Raw genomic sequence first — 19,304 nt, 5'->3', positions numbered from 1 at the left:
ACCATGCAAATCAAACTCGCCAATCCCCGCGGCTTCTGCGCCGGCGTCGACCGGGCGATCGAGATCGTCAACCGCGCCCTCGACGTCTTCGGCCCGCCGATCTACGTGCGCCATGAAGTGGTGCACAACAAGTTCGTGGTGGAGAACCTGCGCAACCGCGGCGCCGTGTTCGTCGAGGAGCTCGACCAGGTGCCGGACGACACCATCGTCATCTTCAGTGCCCACGGCGTATCCCAGGCCGTGCGCAAGGAAGCCGAGAACCGCGGCCTGAAGGTGTTCGACGCCACCTGCCCGCTGGTGACCAAAGTCCACATGGAAGTCGTGCGCTACAGCCGCGACGGCCACGAGTGCATCCTCATCGGCCACGAAGGCCACCCGGAAGTCGAAGGCACCATGGGCCAGTACGACGCCTCCAACGGCGGCGCCATCTACCTGGTGGAAGACGAGGCCGACGTCGCCGCGCTGGCGGTGCGCAACCCCGAGGCGCTGCACTTCGTCACCCAGACCACCCTGTCGATGGACGACACCTCCAAGGTGATCGACGCCCTGCGCGCGAAATTCCCGCACATCCAGGGCCCGCGCAAGAACGATATCTGCTACGCCACCCAGAACCGGCAGGACGCGGTGAAGGAATTGGCCGACCAGTGCGACTTGGTGCTGGTGGTCGGCAGCCCGAACAGCTCCAACTCCAACCGCCTGCGCGAGCTGGCCGAGCGCATGGGCACTCCCGGCTACCTGATCGACGGCGCCGAAGACCTGCAGAAGGAGTGGTTCGATGGCGTGCAGCGCATCGGCATCACCGCCGGCGCCTCGGCGCCGGAAGTGCTCGTGCGCGGCGTGATCGAGCAACTGCGCGAGTGGGGCGCAGAGCCCGAGGTGGAGCTGGATGGGCGGGAGGAGAACATCACCTTCTCGATGCCCAAGGAGTTGCGGGTGAAGGCGGTTTGACTGGCTACTGCTACGTGACACCGAAATGAAAAAGGGCCGACATTGTCGGCCCTTTTCTTTTACCAGCAGGTCGCAAGCGCTGCGCTGCCGCTCTTGGTTTTTACCCCGGAGCTATCCACGGTGAGCGTGCCGCATTCAGCGTCGTTGGCTTGTGCTCCTGTCGGCGTCGCGGTCAGGTTCACGCAGTTCGCAATGGTCTTGCCGCTGCAGGCCGCTGCCGTGATGTTGTACTTGCGGGATTCACTGGCAACCGCGCCATTGGCGTCCGCCGAATAACCCAGTCCGCCCGCTCCCGTCCCTAAGGTGGCGGTATAGGTCTGATTCTGCGAGAAGAATCGTTCCTGCGCCTGGAGCATCTCCATCAGCTTGGCTTTTCCATCTGCTCGTCCCGAGCGCAATACATATTGCTGATAGCTGGGGTAGGCGATAGCGGCAATGATGCCGACTATCGCCACAACGACCATCAGCTCGATCAGGCTGAATCCCTTTTGACGCATCAATTCTCTCTCCAATAGGTACTGTTCACGGCGTTATCGGTCTTGCACAGACCCGAGCTGGTGAAGGTGCATTTCAGATCACTGCCGTTACCGTCTCCGGAGGGTTTTTCCGAGCCGACCAGCACCGTCGTCTTGTTGTCGCTCAGAATGACAGCCGGAGTGGGCGGAATGCCGCCGCGAACCAGGTCGAACGACCGGCTGGGTGTCTCGGAGCCATTGACGGTCTTGGTATAGACGGCGGAGGCATCCACCAGATTCATGGCATACATGCGGCCGCGGCCGACATCCGGCCCGCAAGTGGTCACTGTCTGACCGTTGGGGCTGAAGGTGGTGAACAGCACCGCTCCCTTGTAGCTGATCGAAGTGGACAGCACTTTCTCGCCCTGAGGGAAACGAACGAACCAGCCACTGCTGGCATTCAGCAGATCAGAGTTGACGCTGTAGCTGTCACCGGGGGTCAACTGCTGGTACAGCGTATTGATCTCGCCACGCAAAACCGGAATCTGGCTGAGCGCGGCGCTGCGTGCCTTGTTACGCAGATAGTCATACGCCTCGAAGGTAGTCAGCGGAGGCGTGCTGTCCTGGTTCGTGGCGTCCTGCAGCTCGGCGGACGTCAGCAGATTGCTCGAGCTGTTGTACGGCGTGCTGGCCAGGGCCTGAAGCTCGGTTTGCAAGGTGGCGGCCTGGCTGGTTAAAGCAACTCGCTGTGTCTCCAGGTCGGTGGCCAGTTGCAGCAGGCTCTGCTGGCTGCTGGCCTGACTTTGCAGGGTCGCAGCGTTCTCGGCCTCCTTGAGTCCGTTGAGTGTCGGAACATCGACCGTGCTCGGAACATCCGTCAGCGCAAGCTGCGAGGCGACGCTCTGGACCGCTGCGTTCGCCGCCGCGACATCGTTGGCGCGGATGGCCTGATCAAGGCTGTTGAGGGCGGCGGTCAGGTCGACCCCGTTGAGCGACAGTCGCTGGGTATAGGCCGCAGAGGCTTGGTAAGCGTCGCGTGATTGATCAAGGTCCGCCTGCAGGGCATTGATGGTGTCGTCGGAGGCGCCGGAAGCCTTGGCGTTCAGTACCGCCTGCTCCTTGCTGGTGATGGACTCTGCGGCTTGCTCCAACGTCTTCTGGACGATCATGACACCTGCCATCTGCTGCCCCAGTGCCTGGGCCGAATCGGGTGAGAAGGCGTACAGCTGTTTCAACGAATTCTGCAGCGTCAGCAACTGGTTCTGCAGGCCGCTTTGTTGCGCAGACTCGGGCGCATGCTCGTCAAGGAACGGATTCTCCTTGTAGATCGCATCGATTTGCGCCTGACGCTGGGTGGCGTCGCTGTTGGCCTGGGTCAGCTGATTGTACTTCTGGGTGTAGCCGATGCTGCTCTTGTAGCTGTCGAAGTTGGTGTCGGCTGTGCTGGTCGCCTGGTTCAGTTGCGCAATCTGGCCGAGCTTGGTGTCGATGCTCTGCTTGATTTCCTGAGCCTGCTGGCTGGTGAGGTTGACGCTGGTGACATCGACCAGGCTCGACTCCGTCAGCGTGGTATAGCTGGAAGGAGCAGCATAGACGTTGCTATCGCGCAGAACGTAGAAGCGATCGACGGTATCTTCGTTGAGCGGGTGCTCTCGATAACCCGAGCCCAGGGCGATCGTGAAGTAGGTTTTGCCGCCACGCTCGCGAATCAGTGCGACGTCGGGGGCGTTGTAGAAGCGACGATTGTCTGCCGCCGTGCTGCCGCCCAATGCAGCAATACGGCCGCCGGTGGCAAAGTTACTCGCCCCTGCGTTACCGGAGTTGAGGTCGATACGGAATACCTGGCCTCGTGTGTCGGCCATGAAGATGGTATCGATCAGCCCGTCTCCGCTGATGTCGACGAGTGTCGGGTCCGCCGGAATACTGTTGGTCAGGGTGGCGATCTTCAGGTTGGCAGAGGTTTCCGCCGTGGCCCCGGCGTGCCAGAGCAATGCTCCGGTATCGGCGTCCACCATGTAGAGGGCGTTGCCGACCGTGTCGTTGGTGGGGGTGTTGGGCGACTCGGTATCCTGGTTGGTGTCATAGCCACCGGTAAAGAACAGCACGGTTTTGGTGGTGCCATTGAACTTGACCTTTGCCAGCTTGGGCGAAGACCAGGTCTGACCGAGTTTCTCGAAGCCGGTGCTGACGCCCCCTTTGATGACCCATTTCAGTTTGGGTGTGATGCTGACCGACGTGCCGGTGCTGGAAGGGGAGACGTCCAGCGCGTAGTAGTTGCGTCCGCCACGGCGCATGCCGGCGTACAGCGTCGCTTGGGTAACGGTGCGCGTCGAGTTGCTGCTCATCGCCCCGTAGGTGACGTTCATTTCCAGCTGGCCATCCATCCCGTATCGCTTCATGGCCGACCCTTTCGGATCGTTCAGGTAGTAATTCAGGTTCGGCAGCAACTCCTTCGGTATGAAAGAGAAAATTTCGTTGCCGGTGGCCGGATCGATCGCGTTGATGAAGCCTTCGTTGGTGCCGTAGAACAGAACCAATCGTTCCGTTGACGTGGCTGTCGGGGGCGTGGCCTGGGAGTTGGCTACCCGCTGCAGATCTTCGTCCGTCACGTAGGCCACCAGGCGAGGCTCGCTGTGCAGGATATCGGCAATGGCAAGTCGAGGGGTGCCATCGCTCGGGTTGAGACCAGTGCCCCAGTTGATGGTGTCGGTGCGCGACTGGTCGCTCGCGCTGGTTGCCAGGCCGAGCATGGGCTTGGTGATGTTGCTGTTGCTGGTGGCCAGTGCGGAGAGGGCGACTGAGCCGGTAAGGCCAGGCCCACGATCCTCGCCTGTATAGGTGAATACATTGCGGTTGGCTGGGGCAGGCAGGCGACCAGCCGCGCCGCCCAGTTTCACATCCTTGCCGTCCGCGCTGGTGCTCCAATAGCTCGTCGATGTCGTATTGAAGAAACCGGTGGTGCTGTCCACCGCGTTATTGCCATTGCGATCCATCACGATCGAATTGCCGGTCGTGTCGTTGCCCAGCTTGTACTTCTTGATGTTGCCGAACCAGCGAGCACCTTCCGCCGGGCGGAACAGGGCGTAGTACAGGTCATTGCGGTAGCCGAGGTTGTTGTATGCACTGACGGACACGCTGGGTGTCGCGAAGGTGGTGTTCTCGGCAAGGATGTCCACGGCGATCGAGCGCAGCGCTTCTGCCAACTCCGACGTATTGCTGGTGGTGAAGAAGCGTCCACCGCCCAGGTCGGCACTGTCCTGCAGAAGGCGCGTGTCGCTGATGTTGCCGAAGCCGATGGTATAGGTGTTGACCGTCTGCTTGCCGGTTTGGCTGGAGCTCATATCCTGATTCGCCATGTACTCGGCGAGACCCGGCATCCAGCAGCCGGAGGTCGTTCCGTTATCGTCGGTCGGATAGTTCCTGTTGCACGATTTGTAGGTCTGGTTGACCGATGAGACGAGGTTCTTGACTGTGTTGTTGGAGTCGGTGTCGTTACTCGGCAGGCCATCGGTCAGAACGATGATGTTGCTCTTCTGGCAGGAGTACTGGATGGGCGATTTGTACTTGCTGCCCGTCAGCGAACCGGCATCGCTCTTCCAGGGGCTGACCAGTTTGGAGTCGGTCTTGCTCTCTACATACCCCTTGGAGTTCAGGCCCCAACTCGGGGTGCCGCCCGACATGTACAGGTAGGTTTCGTAGTAGGACTCCAGCAGGGGCGTGCCACCGTTGGCGTAGTAGGTGCTGAGTGCCGTCTTGAAGGCGGTGGAGACATCGCCTGCGCGTTGCATCGGAATGTTGACGAAGCCACCGTTGCTCGACGAGTCGAAACGCGCGAGACCGATGTTCACGTCGTTGCTGGCGGCCAGTTCGTCCACCAGCGAATTGACGACTTCCTTGACCACCTGGATGCGGGTCTTGGTGCCCTTGTTCTTGTTCGTGTTGGTGCACCAGTTCAGCGGCACAGTGTTGGTGCCGTTGTAGTTCAGCGAGGTGCAGTTGGTGCCGGGAACCGAACTGAGCATCGAGCCGGAGGTATCAATGAGGAACATCAGGTTCGGACGAATACGCTGGTCCGCGGGAAGGTCGCGGGTGACGTAGATTTCAGTGTCGTCCGCCATGGCCGTTTGCAGGCCGCCTGCGAGGTAGGTGAAGGCGGAGAGCCCCAGCAGAAGTTTGCGCTTGAATGTCATTACTGGGACTCCGGTTTACGCAGGAAAACCTTGGACGCGCGGGTCGGATCGGCTATCGGAAACATGACCATGCCTTGCCAATCAATTTTTCCGCCCAACTCCCGGAACTCGACCGGAGCACCGCCGAGCACGAAGACCGTATTGCGGTCATAGGTGAAGCGGCGGGAAGGGCACTCGGCGCATGGAAGGGCCAGGATGGCACCTGCGGCGCCATTGGGGCCGGAGCTGGCGTTGATGATGATCTGGGTATCTTCGATGTACCCAGTTTCTTCTTCGTCTTCCGAGTGGGCTGCCACGCAAAATGCGCTGGCACAAACCGCAAGAGCGAACGGGAGGAAGCGACTCATACGAGGGCCTATTTCGAATTGATGAAGTAGATGCCTTGGGTTTGATTGGACGACGCACCATTGTCCAAGCTGGAAACCGAATTGATCTCATAGCCAGAGCATTCGAACTTTCCGACACTGGCGCCTTCGCAAAGACTTTTGTTCATGTAGCGAATGGTGTTCGTGGTGATATTCGCGTTGGCCTGAATTGCGTCTACTGGCAGGGCAGCGCGCCGATCCGGAAAACCGTGGATATCCTCGATGTTTTGGTTGGCAGCATCCAGCAAGGGTTTTCGGCCCAGCAGGTTCGCGTTGTAGGCCGCTATCTGCGAGCGGATTTCGGTCTGCGCGTTCTGGTACGTGATGCCCCTGAACTGGGTGTTGCCCGCCATGCGTTCTTCCACGTTGGTCAGGCGTGCAGCGGTAATGCCGGCGATGGTCAGCACCGCCAGGAACACCAAGGCCACGATGAGGCCGGCGCCTTGTTGAGATCGAAGTGAAAGGGCGTTTCGCATGCGAGCCTCAGTAGGTGTTCTTAAGACCGATCGTGGTGGTGAAGATCTGCCGTGCCAGCCCGTCGTTCGGTGACAGCGCCGGGGCGTCCAGCAGGTAATAGCCGCGTTGTTGCGGGCGGGGCGTCACGGTTGCCTGGGAGTTGGCCAGCACCGCGATGCGCACAGCCCGAACATCCGCCCATTTGGAAACACGATCGGCCGATACATAGCGAGTGACGGCTTCCGGATTTCCATCGGTGCTGATGCCGTAGAGCACCTGCATGGCATCGATGCCGGGAACCAGCGGCTGGTTCTGGCTGAGCCAGGCGGTTTCACCCAGGAAGTACGAACTGCAGGTCAGGCTCCCGTTGCTGACGCGGAAGACGTTCACCACGATCTTGCCGGCGTTGGCGCTGGTGATTTCCGTCCCAGCACAGTCCCGCCGCTTGTTGCTGTCGGAGCTGTCCGCGGGGGCCTGGAACGCAACCGCGATGCTGTCGGAAGCATTCCCGTTGCCGTTGCTGCTGCAGGGCGTGTCGTCAGGCCCCGCGCAGTTGGGGCCTTGTACGGCCAGTGGTTTGGGGAGAAGAGAGCCAGGCTCCAGGTAGCCGCCGAGGCGCACGCTACTGGACAGGAAGGTCAGGGCGAATCGTCCGCTCTCCTGCATGCGTGACATCGCATCGTTGGTGCTATAGGTCTGCTTGACGGACAGGAACACCTGAATGACGCCCAGCATGAGAACCAGGCTGAGGGTCATGGCGATCATCAGTTCGACCAGTGTCAGGCCTGCCTGATGACGATTGCGGGCATTCATCGACGCACCCCCAGTGTCGTAGTCAATACCGACTCCGACGATTGTTGCTTGGCGTCATCCCCCTTGCTTTTCCAGCGGCTGGTGAGGGTCAGCAGGTGGTTGTTGGCATTCACGGTCAGGGCTGCACCTTGCGACGGCGTGGTGAGGAAGTCCGTGCTGGTGTAGCGCCCGGCGGCTGCCGTGGCGTTGGCTGCATAGGTGGTGCTGGCGGCATAGGAGCATTGCGCCTCCCAGCGATCGAAGGCGGCCATCTGGTCGCTGCTGCAGGTGGCCGCATTGACCTTCGCACCCGAAATCGGGTTGAAGTGGTCAGCGCACCAGGTAGCGGGCAGGTTCGCGCAGTTGGGGGCGGCCGTATAACTGCCTTCGGCGCCCAGGCTGTTTGCCCTCATGCGTTCGGCAAGTTCCTGCATGACCCAGGTCGCTTGCGAACGCTGGTTGCTGTCGGCGGTGCCTCTCAGAGCGTTCAGCTGCAGCGCGGCGACGCCGAGAAGCCCGACGGTAAACACCAGAAGTGTTACCAGGACCTCGATCATCGTGATGCCGAGTTGGGAGTGGCGCGTCATGGTTATTCCCTTAGCACGAAGCGTCGCGAGCTACGGTGCGAACGGTCGTGCGCCCCACAGCGTTGATGTCGATACAGCGCCCTTCCGTCACGGAGGAAGACGAAGGCGCGTTTATCTTGAATGGCCGGGCACTGAGACCGCTCATGAGGCTTCCATCGCGGCGATAGGTCAGCTTGTTGGCGCTGAGCTGATAGTCGCTGGATATCTCGACCCCACTCATGGCGCCGTAGTGCTGGATCGCCGCGGCGTCCTGGCAGTTGGCGATGGTGGCTGGGCCGAAGCACCACCCGTTGACCCAGCCGTTGGCGCCGCTGGCAGCGGGAAGGACCACCATGTTGGTGTTTCGTTTGGCGGCTTCTGCCCGGGCGGCAGCCAGGGTGCTGGCCAGGTCAGACGTCTGGCTGGCGATGCGTTGTCGGGTAACGAAGTCCCCCATGGATGGCGCAGCGATGGACACCAGGATTGCCAGTACGGCAAGCGTGACCATCAACTCCACCAAGGTGAACCCTGCCATTTCCTTACGGCGCGGCATGGCGCAATTCCTCACATTTTCGATGGCGGCAATGCTGCCTAGCTGTGTAGGAAATGTCTTTTTTCTATGGATGACCGTTCGTATTAAGGGGATGTTCGGTCATGCCTTTCGGGGTTCTGTGAACCCTGTCGCGTCGGGGGTGAGAAGTCGGTCAGCGGGGGCAGAAATCCGCGGTACTGCCGGATTCGCTGCGGATGCGTCCGATCTTGTTGAACACGACGCGGTAACTCGTCCGGCCCTCGCCGCAGAGCGTCAGCGTGGCGGCGTGGAACGCGCCGTTGGGTTGGATGGCATTGCCGCGCGGGGTGAAGTGGATGTAGCGGCGCGAGGTGCTGTCGGTGCGGATGCTGACGTCGTTCAGGCCGCCGTGGGCGACGAGGGGTGGTTGTTGCGGGTCGCGCACGCCTCGATTGGTCGGGTCGACGAAGACCTCCCAGCCCATGGCCCAGTCGCTGTTGGTCGCGGCGATGCTGATCGGTTGTCCGCTGTGCGCGGCCGATTCGCGGGCGAAGTCGAGCGCATTGCGCAGTTCCTGGGCCGCGATAGTCGTTCGCTGGTTGTGCAGCAGTTCGCTGAAGGACGGCGCCGCGATGGACAGCGCGACGGCGACCAAAGCGAGGGTGAACAGCAATTCGACGAGGGTAAAGCCCGATTCCCTGGCCATGCCTGGCTTCCATGCAGTGGAGGTGCAGGAAGTATTGGCCGGCAACGGCGGCACGCTTGTCGTCAAGTTGGATGAGGACCGTAGGAGCGGTCCGATGCCGCATCGACTTCTGTCTTGCTCCGTCGTCGGCCGAGGCCCGGTATAGTGTGCGGCCGGCGATGGGCCGTTGATTTTCCTGGGATGTGGGGCGTGGTATGCCGGACATGATCGTGGTGGGCGGAGGGGTGGTCGGGATGCTGACTGCCTGGACTCTGGGGCAGGCGGGCGCCGAGGTGCTGCTGCTGGAGCGGGGCGAAACGGGGCGCGAGGCGTCCTGGGCCGGAGGCGGCATCGTCTCGCCGCTCTATCCGTGGCGCTACAGCGCGGCGGTCGCCAACCTGGCCCACTGGTCGCAGGATTTCTATCCGCAACTGGGCGAGCGCCTGCTCGCCGATACCGGGCTCGACCCGGAAGTACACGTCACCGGGCTTTACTGGCTCGACCTCGACGACCAGGCCGAGGCCCTGGCGTGGGCCAAGGCCCATGGCCGCCCGCTTTCGGCCGTGGATATCGGTGCGGTGCACGAGGCTGTTCCGGCGCTGGGGCAGGGCTTCGAACGGGCGGTGTACATGTCCGGTGTGGCCAATGTGCGCAACCCGCGCCTGGCCAAGTCGCTGCGGGAGGCGCTGGTGCGCCTGCCCAACGTCCAGGTGCGGGAGCAGGTCGAAGTGACGGGATTCCTGCGCGACGGCGAGGCCGTGAAAGGTGTCCGCACCGCACAGGGCGATGTGACCGCCGATTCCGTGGTGCTGGCCGCCGGCGCCTGGAGCGGCCAATTGCTGGCAAAGCTGGGCCTGGAGTTGCCCGTGGAGCCGGTGAAGGGCCAGATGATTCTGTATCGCTGTGCGCCGGACTTCCTCTCCAGCATGGTGCTGGCGAAAGGTCGCTACGCGATTCCGCGTCGGGATGGGCACATCCTGGTGGGCAGCACGCTGGAGCATGCCGGGTTCGACAAGACCCCGTCGGATGAGGCGCTGAGTAGTCTGCGTGCGTCGGCCGAAGAGCTGCTCCCCGCGCTCGAGGGCATGGAGCCGGTGAAGCACTGGGCCGGGTTGCGTCCGGGGTCGCCCCAGGGCATTCCCTTCATCGGCGAGGTGCCGGGCCATCGGGGGCTGTGGCTGAACACCGGGCACTACCGCAACGGCTTGGTGCTGGCGCCGGCATCCTGCCAGTTGCTGGCGGACCTGATGCGGAAGCGTCAGCCGATCATCGAGGCGGCGCCCTATGCGCCGGAAGGGCGGCTGGTGGCGACGCCGATCGTCTAGGTCGGGCTGGGGATCAGTCGATCCCCAGCTTCTTCAGGCGGTAGCGCATGGAGCGGAAGGTCAGGCCCAGACGCTGCGCCGCTGCGGTGCGGTTCCAGCGGGTCTCTTCCAGGGCCTGCATGATCAGCTTGCGTTCGATGTCTTCGAGGTAGTCCTCGAGGTTGTCGATCTGCGCCAGGCTGGCTTCGCCGCCGCTGTCCGGGGTGCTGGTTTCGGCCAGGCGCAGGTCGTGGGGCTGGATGACGTCGTTTTCGCAGAGCGTGTAGGCGCGCTCCAGCATGTTTTCCAGCTCGCGCACGTTGCCGGGGAAGCGGTAGCTCTTGAGCTTCTCCAGGGCCTCGGGGCTGACCGAGGCGGCCGGCAGCCCGCTGTCGCCGGCAAGGCGCTTGAGCACGCGGTCGGTCAGCAGCGGGATGTCTTCACGGCGTTCGCGCAGCGGTGGAACCCGCAGTTCGATGACGTTCAGGCGGTAGTAGAGGTCCTGGCGGAAGCGCCCGGCGGCCACTTCGGCGGCCAGGTCCTTGTGGGTCGCGCAGAGGATGCGCACGTCCACTGCCACTTCCTGCTGGCCACCCACGGCACGTACGGCTTTTTCCTGGATGACGCGCAGCAGCTTGACCTGCATCGGCAGCGGCAGGTCGGCCACTTCGTCGAGGAACAGGGTGCCGCCGTTGGCTGCCTGGAACAGGCCGAGCTTGTCCTCCACGGCGCCGGTGAAGCTGCCTTTCTTGTGGCCGAAGAATTCGCTTTCCATCAGCTCGGAAGGGATTGCCCCGCAGTTCACCGGGACGAAGGTCTGGCTCTCCCGCGGGCCTTGCTCGTGGATCAGCCGCGCGACCAGTTCCTTGCCGCTGCCGGATTCGCCGCTGATGTACACCGGGGCCTGGCTGCGGGCGAGCTTGGCTACGTGGTTGCGCAGGGTGCGCATGGGCGGCGAGTCGCCGAGCAGGCGGCTGTCCACCGGTGCTTCCTCGGCGTCGGGCGAGCGCAGGCGCAGGGCGGAGTTCACCAGTTCGCGCAGGCGCGCGAGGTCCACCGGCTTGGTCAGGAAGTCGAAGGCGCCGGCCTTGAGCGCCTGCACCGCGGTGTCCAGACTGCCGAAGGCGGTGATCATCGCCACCGGCATCTGCGGATGGCGTTGCTGGATGTACTGCACCAGGTCCAGGCCGGTGCCGTCGGGCAGGCGCATGTCGGTGAGGCAGAAGTCGAAGGGCTCGCGGGCCAGGAAGTCGCGGGCTTCCTTGACGTTGCGGGCGCTGCGGGTGTCCAGCTTCATGCGGCCGAGGGTGATCTCCAGCAGCTCGCGGATGTCGGGTTCGTCGTCGACGATCAGGGCTTTTTGACGGCTCATGGTGTTTGCGTCTTCTTAGCTTTGTTTGCGCGGGTGGGCGAAGGTGATGCGGAAGCAGCTGCCACCTTCGTCACGCGTCTTGTAATCCAGCCGAGCCTGGTTGCTTTCGCACAGCTCGCGGGAGATGTACAGGCCAAGGCCGGTGCCCTTGCTTTCGGTGGTGAAGAACGGCTCGAACAGCTTGCTGCGCTGTTCAGCGGCGACGCCGGGGCCGTCATCGAGTACTTCCAGCACGGGGAGGTCCGTTTCGCTGTCGCGGAACAGGCGCAGCCAGACCTGGCCAGTGCCGTTTTTCTGAGTGCTGTACCGTAACCCATTCTGCACGAGGTTGGTCAGTACCTGGGTCAACTGGTGCGGGTCCATGCGCGTCTGCACGGTGCCCTGGCCGGTCTCGACGTGGATCTGCTGGCCCTCGCGCAGACTCTCGCGCATTTCGCCGGCGTAGCGGTGCAGCCAGTACTTCAGGTCGAGCAGCTGCGGCTCGGACTGGCGCCGGCGCGAGAGCTGGAGGACGTTCTCGATGACCAGGTTCATGCGCCGCGACTGGTCCTGGATGATCTGCGCCAGGCGTCGGTCGGGTTTGTCCAGCTCCTCGGATTCCAGCAGCAGTTGCGCCGCGTGGCTGATGGCGCCGAGCGGGTTGCGGATTTCGTGGGCGATGCCGGCGGTCAGCCGGCCGAGGGCGACCAGCTTGAGTTGCTGCGCTTGCTGGGCGATCTGCGAGATGTCCTCGAGGAACATCAGGATGTGTTGCTCGTTGTCGCGCCGCAGCGGGATGAAGCTGGGTTGCACGGTCGGGCCGGACTCCGTCGGCTGCAGGCTCGGCGGGCGCAGGGCGGGGTTCTGCTGCCACTGCTGCAGGCTGGAGACCAGTTGCGGGCTGTATTCGGCCAGCGAGTGGCCTGGCAATTCGTGGCCGCCCAGCAGGGTGGTGGCGCTCTGGTTGGCCAGCAGCACGCGGTGACGGTCGCCCAGAACGAGGATACCGGTGCGCATGCGCTGCAGGATCAGCGCGTTGAGTTCTTCGAGGTTGGCGACCGTGGTGGCGCGCTGCTCGGCAATGCTCTCAACGATCTGCTGGCGCCGGGCGAGGGCCTGGATCAGCAGCGCCGAGGCGAAGCTCAGGGCGCCCAGGCCGCCGGCCTGTACGTAGTGGTTGAGGGCGGTGGGCTGGCTGAGGCTGAGGTAGAAGGTCAGGTAGATCAGGCCGATGGCGGCAATGGCCGCGATCAGCAGGCCGATGCGTCCGCGCAGCAGGATGTTGGCGATGGCGACGGCGACCACCATCAGGTTGCCGATGCCGCTGGGGATGCCGCCGGCGGTATAGAACAGCGCGCTGAGCAGCAGCACATCCAGCGCCGCCAGGATGAACAGCGGCAGCAGCTGGCGCGGCGTGGGCATCAGCACTGCGATGAGGATATTGAGGATCAGGTAGACCCAGCAGCCGATGTGGAACAGTTCGGGGTGGGCGAGCTTGAGCAGATCATCGTCCAGGCTGCTGGAGATCAGCAGCACCAGCACCAGCCCGATGGTCAGGCGGTACAGGTGATACAGGCGCAGGACCCGCAGGCCCTGGCCCGTGAGCGAGATGCCTTCAGCGATCACGGTCGGTGCGGTCCTGTTCGAGGTGCGCCCGGCTGCAGTACCACTGGTTCTCGTGCTGCAGGGCATGCGTCTGCGGTACATGCACGCCGCACTGGGCGCAGCGCACCATCGGCGCAGCCTGATCGTCGCCCTTGGGCTTCTCCACAGGGCGTGCCGGGCGGGTGGCCTTGCGCCACAACCACCAGCCGAAGGCGAAGAGGGCGATCCAGAACAGCAGACGGGTCATGGCAATCCCTTTTGCATAAAGAGCGGCAGTTTATCCAAGCCGCGCGGTGCCGCACAGTGAGCCGGTACGCGAGTCCCCATCAGCGCCCCAATAAAAAGGGAGGCCGAAGCCTCCCTTTTATCGAGCCCGTCTGTCGGGATCAGTCGAAGATGCCGAAGGTCATGTAGCTGAACCAGGAGCGGTCGCTGCCGCCGGCGTTGCCTTCGGACTCGTGCTGTTCTTCCTGCACGTCGCTCTGGTTTTCCGGCTTGAGTTCGGCCGGGATCTGCTGCTCGGCGTCTTCGTACTGCTTGATCACGTCCTTGGATGCCTGGGTTTCCATGTGCGGCGGGGCATCGTTGGTTTCGATCAGGCCCAGGGTGGCCTTTGCCAGCCAGGAGCGGTTGTCGGCTTCGTCTTCACGCGGAACGAACTGGCCATCCTTGAGGCTGGGGTTGTCCGGGTAGTTCGCCTTCAGGGTTTCCAGGCTGGAATCGGCCAGGTCGTTCAGGCCCAGGCGCTGGTAGGCCTCGACCATGATCGCCAGGCCATCGCCGACGGCCGGGGTTTCCTGGAAGTTCTCGACCACGTAGCGGCCGCGGTTGGCGGCGGCGACGTAGGCCTGGCGCTTGAGGTAGTAGTGGCCGACGTGCACTTCGTAGGCGGCCAGCAGGTTGCGCAGGTAGATCATGCGCGCCTTGGCGTCCGGTGCGTAGCGGCTGTTGGGGTAGCGGCTGACCAGCTGGGCGAACTCGTTGAAGGAGTCGCGGGCGGCGCCCGGGTCACGCTTGGTCATGTCCAGCGGCAGGAAGCGCGCCAGCAGGCCGCGGTCCTGGTCGAAGGAGGCCAGGCCCTTGAGGTAGTAGGCGTAGTCGACGTTCGGATGCTGCGGGTGCAGGCGGATGAAGCGCTCAGCGGCGGCGCGGGCGGCCTCGGGCTCCATGTTCTTGTAGTTGGCGTAGATCAGCTCCAACTGGGCCTGCTCGGCGTAGCGGCCGAACGGATAGCGGGACTCCAACGCTTTCAGCTTGGCGACGGCGTTGGTGTAGCTCTTGTTGTTGAGGTCATCCTGTGCCTGCTGGTACAGCTGGCTTTCGCTCAGGTTCTCATCCACCTTCTCGCCCTTGGAGGAGCAGGCGGTGACGAAGGCGAGGATGGCGATCAGCAGCAGGTGTTTCACTTGCATGGCGGCTTGCGTCCCTGGACGGTCGGCTGTCGCGGCCGCAACCGTCTGTTATGATTGGCGCCCCAGGGATACCCCTGGGACAAAGGCCCCGTATTTAACCACAGCGCGCAGCCGAACCAAAAGGCCGTGCGCCCTTCGTGTCCCGTCATGTCCGATATCATCCAACTCGCGGCAGAAGTGCCGTTCGACCTCGGTGGTCAGCGTCTCGACCAGGTCGCCGCCCAGCTCTTCTCCGACCACTCCCGGTCCCGCCTGGCGGGCTGGATCAAGGACGGCCGTCTCAAGGTCGACGGCGCCGTGCTGCGCCCGCGCGATATCGTCCACACCGGCTCGCGCCTGGAGCTTGCCGTCGAGCTGGAGGCCCAGGGCGAATGGGTCGCCCAGGACATCGAGCTGGACATCGTCTATGAAGACGATCACATCCTGGTCATCGACAAGCCGACCGGCCTGGTGGTTCACCCCGCCGCCGGTCACCAGGACGGCACCCTGCTCAATGCCCTGCTGCACCACGTTCCGCACCTGGCCAACGTGCCGCGCGCCGGCATCGTCCACCGGCTGGACAAGGACACCACCGGCCTGATGGTGGTGGCCAAGACCCTGGGAGCCCATACCAACCTGGTCGCCCAGTTGCAGGCGCGCAGCGTCAGCCGCATCTATGAGGCCATCGTCACCGGCGTGATCGTTGCCGGTGGCACCGTTGACGCGCCCATCGGTCGCCACGGCGTGCAGCGGCAGAAAATGGCGGTGATCGAGACCGGCAAGGTCGCCATCAGCCATTACCGCGTGCTGGAGCGCTTCCGTGCGCACACCCACACCCGGGTGAAGCTGGAAACCGGCCGCACCCACCAGATCCGCGTCCATATGACGCATATCGGCCACCCGCTGGTGGGCGACCCGACCTACGGCGGGCGTTTCCGCATTCCGCCGGGCGCCAGCCCGACCCTCGTCGAGTCCCTGCGCGACTTCCCGCGCCAGGCGCTGCACGCGCGCTTCCTGGAACTGGACCACCCGGCCACCGGCGTGCGCATGAAGTGGGAATCGCCGCTGCCGGACGACTTCACCTGGCTGCTGAGCCTGCTGCGGCAGGACAACGAGTCTTTCGTATGACCTCCTGGCTGACGCCCGACTGGCCGGCCCCGGCGAATGTCCGCGCCTGCGTGACCACCCGGGCCGGTGGCGTCAGCGCTCCGCCGTTCGACAGCTTCAACCTCGGTGACCATGTCGGCGACAAGCCGGCCGCCGTGGCCGAGAACCGCCGCCGCCTGACCGAGGCGCTGGGCTGCCGCCCGGCCTGGCTGAGCCAGGTGCACGGAATCGACGTGGTCCAGGCCGACCCCGCCAGCGTCGCCACGGCCGATGCCAGTTGGAGCGCCACGCCGGGCGTCGCCTGCACCATCATGACCGCCGACTGCCTGCCGGCGCTGTTCTGCGACCGCGCCGGCACTCGCGTCGGCGCCGCCCACGCCGGTTGGCGCGGGCTGGCTGGCGGCGTGCTGGAAGCGACCGTGGACGCCTTGGGCGTCGCGCCGGCCGAACTGCTGGTCTGGCTCGGCCCGTCCATCGGCCCGCAGGCCTTCGAGGTCGGCCCGGAAGTGCGCGAAGCTTTCCTGGCGGACCATGCCGAAGCCGAGCGCGCCTTCGTGCCGAGCGCCAATGCTGGCAAGTACATGGCCGACATCTATGCGCTGGCGCGCATCCGTCTTGCGGCGAAGGGCGTGACGGCCGTCTACGGCGGCGATTTCTGCACCTTCAGCGATACCGAGCGCTTCTATTCCTACCGCCGTAGCTCCCGCACCGGCCGCCTGGCCAGCCTCATCTGGCTGAGCTGATCGGCTTTTCGTAGGAGCGAGCAAGCTCGCTCCTACAAAGTCCTTCCACGGTCGAGGTCCGAGACTCGCTCCTTATGGCTTTCTGTAGGCACGAACTGACGGGTGTCATGGCCAAATGGCTTGAACCGACCAAAATCGTCCTTATCTATCTGGCATCCCGGCGGGTTAGTCGTGACCAGGGGCACTCATCGCTCCGGCCCGCTATAGAAAGGAAGGACGACCCTCATGCGAATCGACCGTTTGACCAGCAAGCTCCAGCTTGCACTCTCCGATGCCCAGTCCCTGGCCGTTGGGCATGACCACCCGGCCATCGAGCCGGTGCACCTGCTGTCCGCGCTCATCGAGCAGCAGGGCGGCTCCATCAAGCCCCTGCTGATGCAGGTCGGCTTCGACATCCCTGCGCTGCGCGCCTCGCTCAACAAGGAGATGGACGCGCTGCCGAAGATCCAGAACCCCACCGGCGACGTTAACCTGTCGCAGGACCTGGCGCGTCTGCTCAACCAGGCCGACCGCCTGGCCCAGCAGAAAGGCGACCAGTTCATCTCCAGCGAGCTCGTGCTGCTGGCGGCCATGGACGACAGCACCAAGCTCGGCAAGCTGCTGACCAGCCAGGGCGTTTCCAAGAAGGCCCTGGAAAACGCGGTGGCCAACCTGCGCGGCGGCGAGGCGGTGAACGACCCGAACGCCGAGGACTCGCGCCAGGCGCTGGACAAGTACACCGTCGACATGACCAAGCGCGCCGAGGACGGCAAGCTCGACCCGGTGATCGGCCGTGACGACGAAATCCGCCGGACCATCCAGGTCCTGCAACGCCGTACCAAGAACAACCCCGTGCTGATCGGCGAGCCCGGCGTCGGCAAGACCGCCATCGTCGAAGGCCTGGCCCAGCGCATCGTCAATGGCGAAGTGCCCGATGGCCTGAAGGACAAGCGCCTGCTGGCGTTGGACATGGGCGCGCTGATCGCCGGCGCCAAGTTCCGCGGCGAGTTCGAGGAACGCCTGAAGGCGGTCCTCAACGAGCTGTCCAAACAGGAAGGGCGGATCATCCTGTTCATCGACGAACTGCACACCATGGTCGGCGCCGGCAAGGCCGAAGGCGCCATGGACGCCGGCAACATGCTCAAGCCAGCCCTGGCTCGTGGCGAGTTGCACTGCGTCGGCGCCACCACGCTGGACGAATACCGCCAGTACATCGAGAAGGACGCCGCCCTGGAGCGCCGCTTCCAGAAAGTCCTGGTGGACGAGCCGAGCGAGGAAGACACCATCGCCATCCTGCGTGGCCTAAAAGAGCGCTACGAGGTGCACCACGGCGTCACCATCACCGACGGCGCGATCATCGCCGCGGCCAAGCTCAGCCACCGCTACATCACCGACCGCCAACTGCCGGACAAGGCCATTGACCTGATCGACGAGGCCGCCAGTCGCATCCGCATGGAGATCGACTCCAAGCCGGAGGAACTCGATCGCCTGGACCGCCGCCTGATCCAGCTGAAGATCGAGCGCGAGGCGCTGAAGAAGGAAGACGACGAGGCCACCAAGAAGCGCCTCGCCAAGCTGGAAGAAGACATCGCCAAGCTCGAGCGCGAGTACGCCGATCTCGAGGAGATCTGGAAGTCGGAGAAAGCCGAGGTCCAGGGTTCCGCGCAGATCCAGCAGAAGATCGAGCAGGCCAAGCAGGAAATGGAAACCGCGCGGCGCAAGGGCGACCTGGAAACCATGGCGCGCATCCAGTACCAGACCATTCCGGACCTGGAGCGCAGCCTGCAGATGGTCGACCAGCACGGCCAGACCGAGAAGCAGCTGCTGCGCAACAAGGTGACCGACGAGGAAATCGCCGAGGTCGTCGCCAAGTGGACCGGCATCCCGGTGTCCAAGATGCTCGAAGGCGAGCGCGAGAAGCTGCTGCGCATGGAAGACGAACTGCACAAGCGCGTCATCGGCCAGAACGAGGCCGTGGTGGCGGTTTCCAACGCCGTGCGCCGCTCCCGTGCGGGCCTGGCGGACCCCAATCGCCCCAGCGGCTCGTTCCTCTTCCTCGGCCCGACCGGCGTGGGCAAGACCGAGCTGTGCAAGGCTCTGGCCGAGTTCCTGTTCGACACCGAGGAAGCGCTGGTGCGCATCGACATGTCCGAGTTCATGGAGAAGCACTCCGTGGCTCGCCTGATCGGCGCGCCGCCGGGCTACGTCGGCTATGAAGAGGGCGGTTACCTGACCGAAGCCGTGCGCCGCAAGCCATACTCCGTGGTGCTGCTGGACGAAGTGGAGAAGGCCCACCCGGACGTGTTCAACGTGCTGCTGCAGGTGCTCGAGGATGGCCGTCTGACCGACAGCCACGGGCGTACCGTGGACTTCCGCAACACCGTGGTGGTGATGACCTCGAACCTCGGTTCGGCGCAGATCCAGGAGCTGGTCGGTGATCGTGAAGCCCAGCATGCGGCGGTCATGGATGCGGTGAATTCCCACTTCCGTCCGGAATTCATCAACCGGATCGACGAAGTCGTGGTCTTCGAACCGCTGGCCCGCGAGCAGATCGCCGGCATTGCGCAGATCCAGATGGGCCGCCTGCGCAAGCGCCTGGCCGAGCGCGAGCTGAGCCTGGAGCTGAGCGACGACGCCATGGACAAGCTGATCGCCGTCGGTTTCGATCCGGTGTATGGCGCGCGGCCGCTCAAGCGCGCGATCCAGCGCTGGATCGAGAACCCGCTGGCGCAGCTGATCCTGGCCGGCAGGTTCAACCCGGGCGCGAAGATCCACGCCAAGGTCGAGAACGACGAGATCGTCTTCGCCTGATCCGTGCTCCACGAAAAAGCCCGCCAATTGGCGGGCTTTTTCGTT

At 63.9% G+C, this 19,304-nt stretch carries 17 protein-coding genes; 5 read left to right on the top strand and 12 right to left on the bottom strand.

Translation table 11 applies throughout. The annotated features are described in order from the left end of the window. Positions 1-3: 3 nt before the first annotated feature. Positions 4-948, top strand: a complete 945-nt coding sequence (gene ispH, locus ACNFIA_RS07360) for a 4-hydroxy-3-methylbut-2-enyl diphosphate reductase (RefSeq protein WP_416783687.1) — start codon at positions 4-6, stop codon at positions 946-948. A 59-nt stretch (positions 949-1,007) separates the two neighbouring features. Here the strand turns inward: ispH and ACNFIA_RS07355 are convergent, their stop codons facing one another. The 8 genes from ACNFIA_RS07355 to ACNFIA_RS07320 form a co-directional block, all read right to left on the bottom strand. After that, complete coding sequence (locus ACNFIA_RS07355; protein WP_416783760.1) at positions 1,008-1,445, bottom strand: type IV pilin protein; 438 nt, start codon at positions 1,443-1,445, stop codon at positions 1,008-1,010. Then, entirely contained in the window at positions 1,445-5,593 is a 4,149-nt protein-coding gene (locus tag ACNFIA_RS07350) for a PilC/PilY family type IV pilus protein (RefSeq protein WP_416783685.1), read from the bottom strand. Before ACNFIA_RS07350 ends, ACNFIA_RS07355 begins: the two co-directional genes overlap by 1 nt. Continuing rightward, positions 5,593-5,940: a hypothetical protein gene (locus ACNFIA_RS07345; protein WP_416783684.1), complete on the bottom strand. Its 348-nt coding sequence runs from the start codon at positions 5,938-5,940 to the stop codon at positions 5,593-5,595. The genes ACNFIA_RS07350 and ACNFIA_RS07345 overlap by 1 nt, the downstream gene beginning before the upstream one ends. Positions 5,941-5,948: 8 nt before the next feature. Further along, positions 5,949-6,434, bottom strand: a complete 486-nt coding sequence (locus ACNFIA_RS07340) for a pilus assembly PilX family protein (protein WP_416783682.1) — start codon at positions 6,432-6,434, stop codon at positions 5,949-5,951. 7 nt (positions 6,435-6,441) lie between these two features. Then, the gene (locus tag ACNFIA_RS07335) at positions 6,442-7,227 is read right to left on the bottom strand and encodes a PilW family protein (protein WP_416783680.1); all 786 of its coding nucleotides are present in this window, start codon (positions 7,225-7,227) and stop codon (positions 6,442-6,444) included. After that, positions 7,224-7,793, bottom strand: coding sequence for a type IV pilus modification protein PilV (gene pilV / locus ACNFIA_RS07330; protein WP_416783678.1), 570 nt, complete (start codon positions 7,791-7,793; stop codon positions 7,224-7,226). Before pilV ends, ACNFIA_RS07335 begins: the two co-directional genes overlap by 4 nt. A gap of 10 nt (positions 7,794-7,803) precedes the next feature. After that, a complete protein-coding gene (locus tag ACNFIA_RS07325) occupies positions 7,804-8,325 on the bottom strand; it encodes a pilus assembly FimT family protein (protein ID WP_416783676.1) in 522 nt (173 codons plus the stop codon). Positions 8,326-8,476: 151 nt separating this feature from the next. Beyond that, positions 8,477-8,989 carry a GspH/FimT family pseudopilin gene (locus ACNFIA_RS07320; RefSeq protein ID WP_416783674.1) on the bottom strand — a complete coding sequence of 171 codons (513 nt, stop codon included), beginning with the start codon at positions 8,987-8,989 and terminating at the stop codon, positions 8,477-8,479. A gap of 194 nt (positions 8,990-9,183) precedes the next feature. On the opposite strand from ACNFIA_RS07320, the gene thiO reads away from it, so the two are divergent. Then, positions 9,184-10,293 (top strand): glycine oxidase ThiO, encoded by a 1,110-nt coding sequence (gene thiO / locus ACNFIA_RS07315; RefSeq protein ID WP_416783673.1) that lies wholly within the window; start codon positions 9,184-9,186, stop codon positions 10,291-10,293. A 13-nt stretch (positions 10,294-10,306) separates the two neighbouring features. Here thiO and ACNFIA_RS07310 read toward each other — a convergent pair whose 3' ends face one another. The 4 genes from ACNFIA_RS07310 to ACNFIA_RS07295 all read right to left on the bottom strand — a co-directional run bounded on the left by ACNFIA_RS07310 (position 10,307) and on the right by ACNFIA_RS07295 (position 14,640). Beyond that, a complete protein-coding gene (locus ACNFIA_RS07310; RefSeq protein ID WP_416783671.1) occupies positions 10,307-11,644 on the bottom strand; it encodes a sigma-54-dependent transcriptional regulator in 1,338 nt (445 codons plus the stop codon). A gap of 15 nt (positions 11,645-11,659) precedes the next feature. Next, on the bottom strand, positions 11,660-13,249 hold the full coding sequence (locus ACNFIA_RS07305) for a sensor histidine kinase (RefSeq protein ID WP_416783668.1): 1,590 nt from the start codon (positions 13,247-13,249) through the stop codon (positions 11,660-11,662). Beyond that, positions 13,239-13,475, bottom strand: coding sequence for a PP0621 family protein (locus tag ACNFIA_RS07300; RefSeq protein WP_259759277.1), 237 nt, complete (start codon positions 13,473-13,475; stop codon positions 13,239-13,241). The genes ACNFIA_RS07305 and ACNFIA_RS07300 overlap by 11 nt, the downstream gene beginning before the upstream one ends. A 139-nt stretch (positions 13,476-13,614) precedes the next feature. Further along, complete coding sequence (locus ACNFIA_RS07295) at positions 13,615-14,640, bottom strand: outer membrane protein assembly factor BamD (RefSeq protein WP_259759278.1); 1,026 nt, start codon at positions 14,638-14,640, stop codon at positions 13,615-13,617. Between the two features lie 147 nt (positions 14,641-14,787). Between ACNFIA_RS07295 and rluD the strand changes: the two genes are divergently transcribed. The 3 genes from rluD to clpB all read left to right on the top strand — a co-directional run bounded on the left by rluD (position 14,788) and on the right by clpB (position 19,259). After that, on the top strand, positions 14,788-15,747 hold the full coding sequence (gene rluD, locus ACNFIA_RS07290; protein ID WP_416783666.1) for a 23S rRNA pseudouridine(1911/1915/1917) synthase RluD: 960 nt from the start codon (positions 14,788-14,790) through the stop codon (positions 15,745-15,747). Beyond that, positions 15,744-16,469 carry a peptidoglycan editing factor PgeF gene (gene pgeF / locus ACNFIA_RS07285; protein ID WP_416783664.1) on the top strand — a complete coding sequence of 242 codons (726 nt, stop codon included), beginning with the start codon at positions 15,744-15,746 and terminating at the stop codon, positions 16,467-16,469. Before rluD ends, pgeF begins: the two co-directional genes overlap by 4 nt. A 225-nt stretch (positions 16,470-16,694) precedes the next feature. After that, complete coding sequence (gene clpB, locus ACNFIA_RS07280) at positions 16,695-19,259, top strand: ATP-dependent chaperone ClpB (protein ID WP_259759281.1); 2,565 nt, start codon at positions 16,695-16,697, stop codon at positions 19,257-19,259. Positions 19,260-19,304 lie beyond the last annotated feature (45 nt).

Origin of the sequence: Pseudomonas sp. NY15437 (assembly GCF_048068435.1) — a bacterium.
Taxonomy (GTDB): Bacteria; Pseudomonadota; Gammaproteobacteria; order Pseudomonadales; family Pseudomonadaceae; genus Pseudomonas; species Pseudomonas nitroreducens_B.
The sequence above is the reverse complement of the archived record's forward strand: the minus strand, read 5'-3'. Positions and strand labels throughout refer to the sequence as shown.

Bases quoted from the DNA above. Each gene is read 5' to 3' on its own strand.
- pilV (WP_416783678.1), bottom strand. From the start codon at position 7,793: ATGACGCGCCACTCCCAACTCGGCATCACGATGATCGAGGTCCTGGTA.
- ACNFIA_RS07340 (WP_416783682.1), bottom strand. From the start codon at position 6,434: ATGCGAAACGCCCTTTCACTTCGATCTCAACAAGGCGCCGGCCTCATC.
- ACNFIA_RS07295 (WP_259759278.1), bottom strand. From the start codon at position 14,640: ATGCAAGTGAAACACCTGCTGCTGATCGCCATCCTCGCCTTCGTCACC.
- ACNFIA_RS07300 (WP_259759277.1), bottom strand. From the start codon at position 13,475: ATGACCCGTCTGCTGTTCTGGATCGCCCTCTTCGCCTTCGGCTGGTGG.
- ACNFIA_RS07320 (WP_416783674.1), bottom strand. From the start codon at position 8,989: ATGGCCAGGGAATCGGGCTTTACCCTCGTCGAATTGCTGTTCACCCTC.
- ACNFIA_RS07335 (WP_416783680.1), bottom strand. From the start codon at position 7,227: ATGAATGCCCGCAATCGTCATCAGGCAGGCCTGACACTGGTCGAACTG.
- pgeF (WP_416783664.1), top strand. From the start codon at position 15,744: ATGACCTCCTGGCTGACGCCCGACTGGCCGGCCCCGGCGAATGTCCGC.
- ACNFIA_RS07310 (WP_416783671.1), bottom strand. From the start codon at position 11,644: ATGAGCCGTCAAAAAGCCCTGATCGTCGACGACGAACCCGACATCCGC.
- ACNFIA_RS07350 (WP_416783685.1), bottom strand. From the start codon at position 5,593: ATGACATTCAAGCGCAAACTTCTGCTGGGGCTCTCCGCCTTCACCTAC.
- clpB (WP_259759281.1), top strand. From the start codon at position 16,695: ATGCGAATCGACCGTTTGACCAGCAAGCTCCAGCTTGCACTCTCCGAT.
- ACNFIA_RS07325 (WP_416783676.1), bottom strand. From the start codon at position 8,325: ATGCCGCGCCGTAAGGAAATGGCAGGGTTCACCTTGGTGGAGTTGATG.
- ACNFIA_RS07355 (WP_416783760.1), bottom strand. From the start codon at position 1,445: ATGCGTCAAAAGGGATTCAGCCTGATCGAGCTGATGGTCGTTGTGGCG.
- rluD (WP_416783666.1), top strand. From the start codon at position 14,788: ATGTCCGATATCATCCAACTCGCGGCAGAAGTGCCGTTCGACCTCGGT.
- ACNFIA_RS07345 (WP_416783684.1), bottom strand. From the start codon at position 5,940: ATGAGTCGCTTCCTCCCGTTCGCTCTTGCGGTTTGTGCCAGCGCATTT.
- ispH (WP_416783687.1), top strand. From the start codon at position 4: ATGCAAATCAAACTCGCCAATCCCCGCGGCTTCTGCGCCGGCGTCGAC.
- thiO (WP_416783673.1), top strand. From the start codon at position 9,184: ATGCCGGACATGATCGTGGTGGGCGGAGGGGTGGTCGGGATGCTGACT.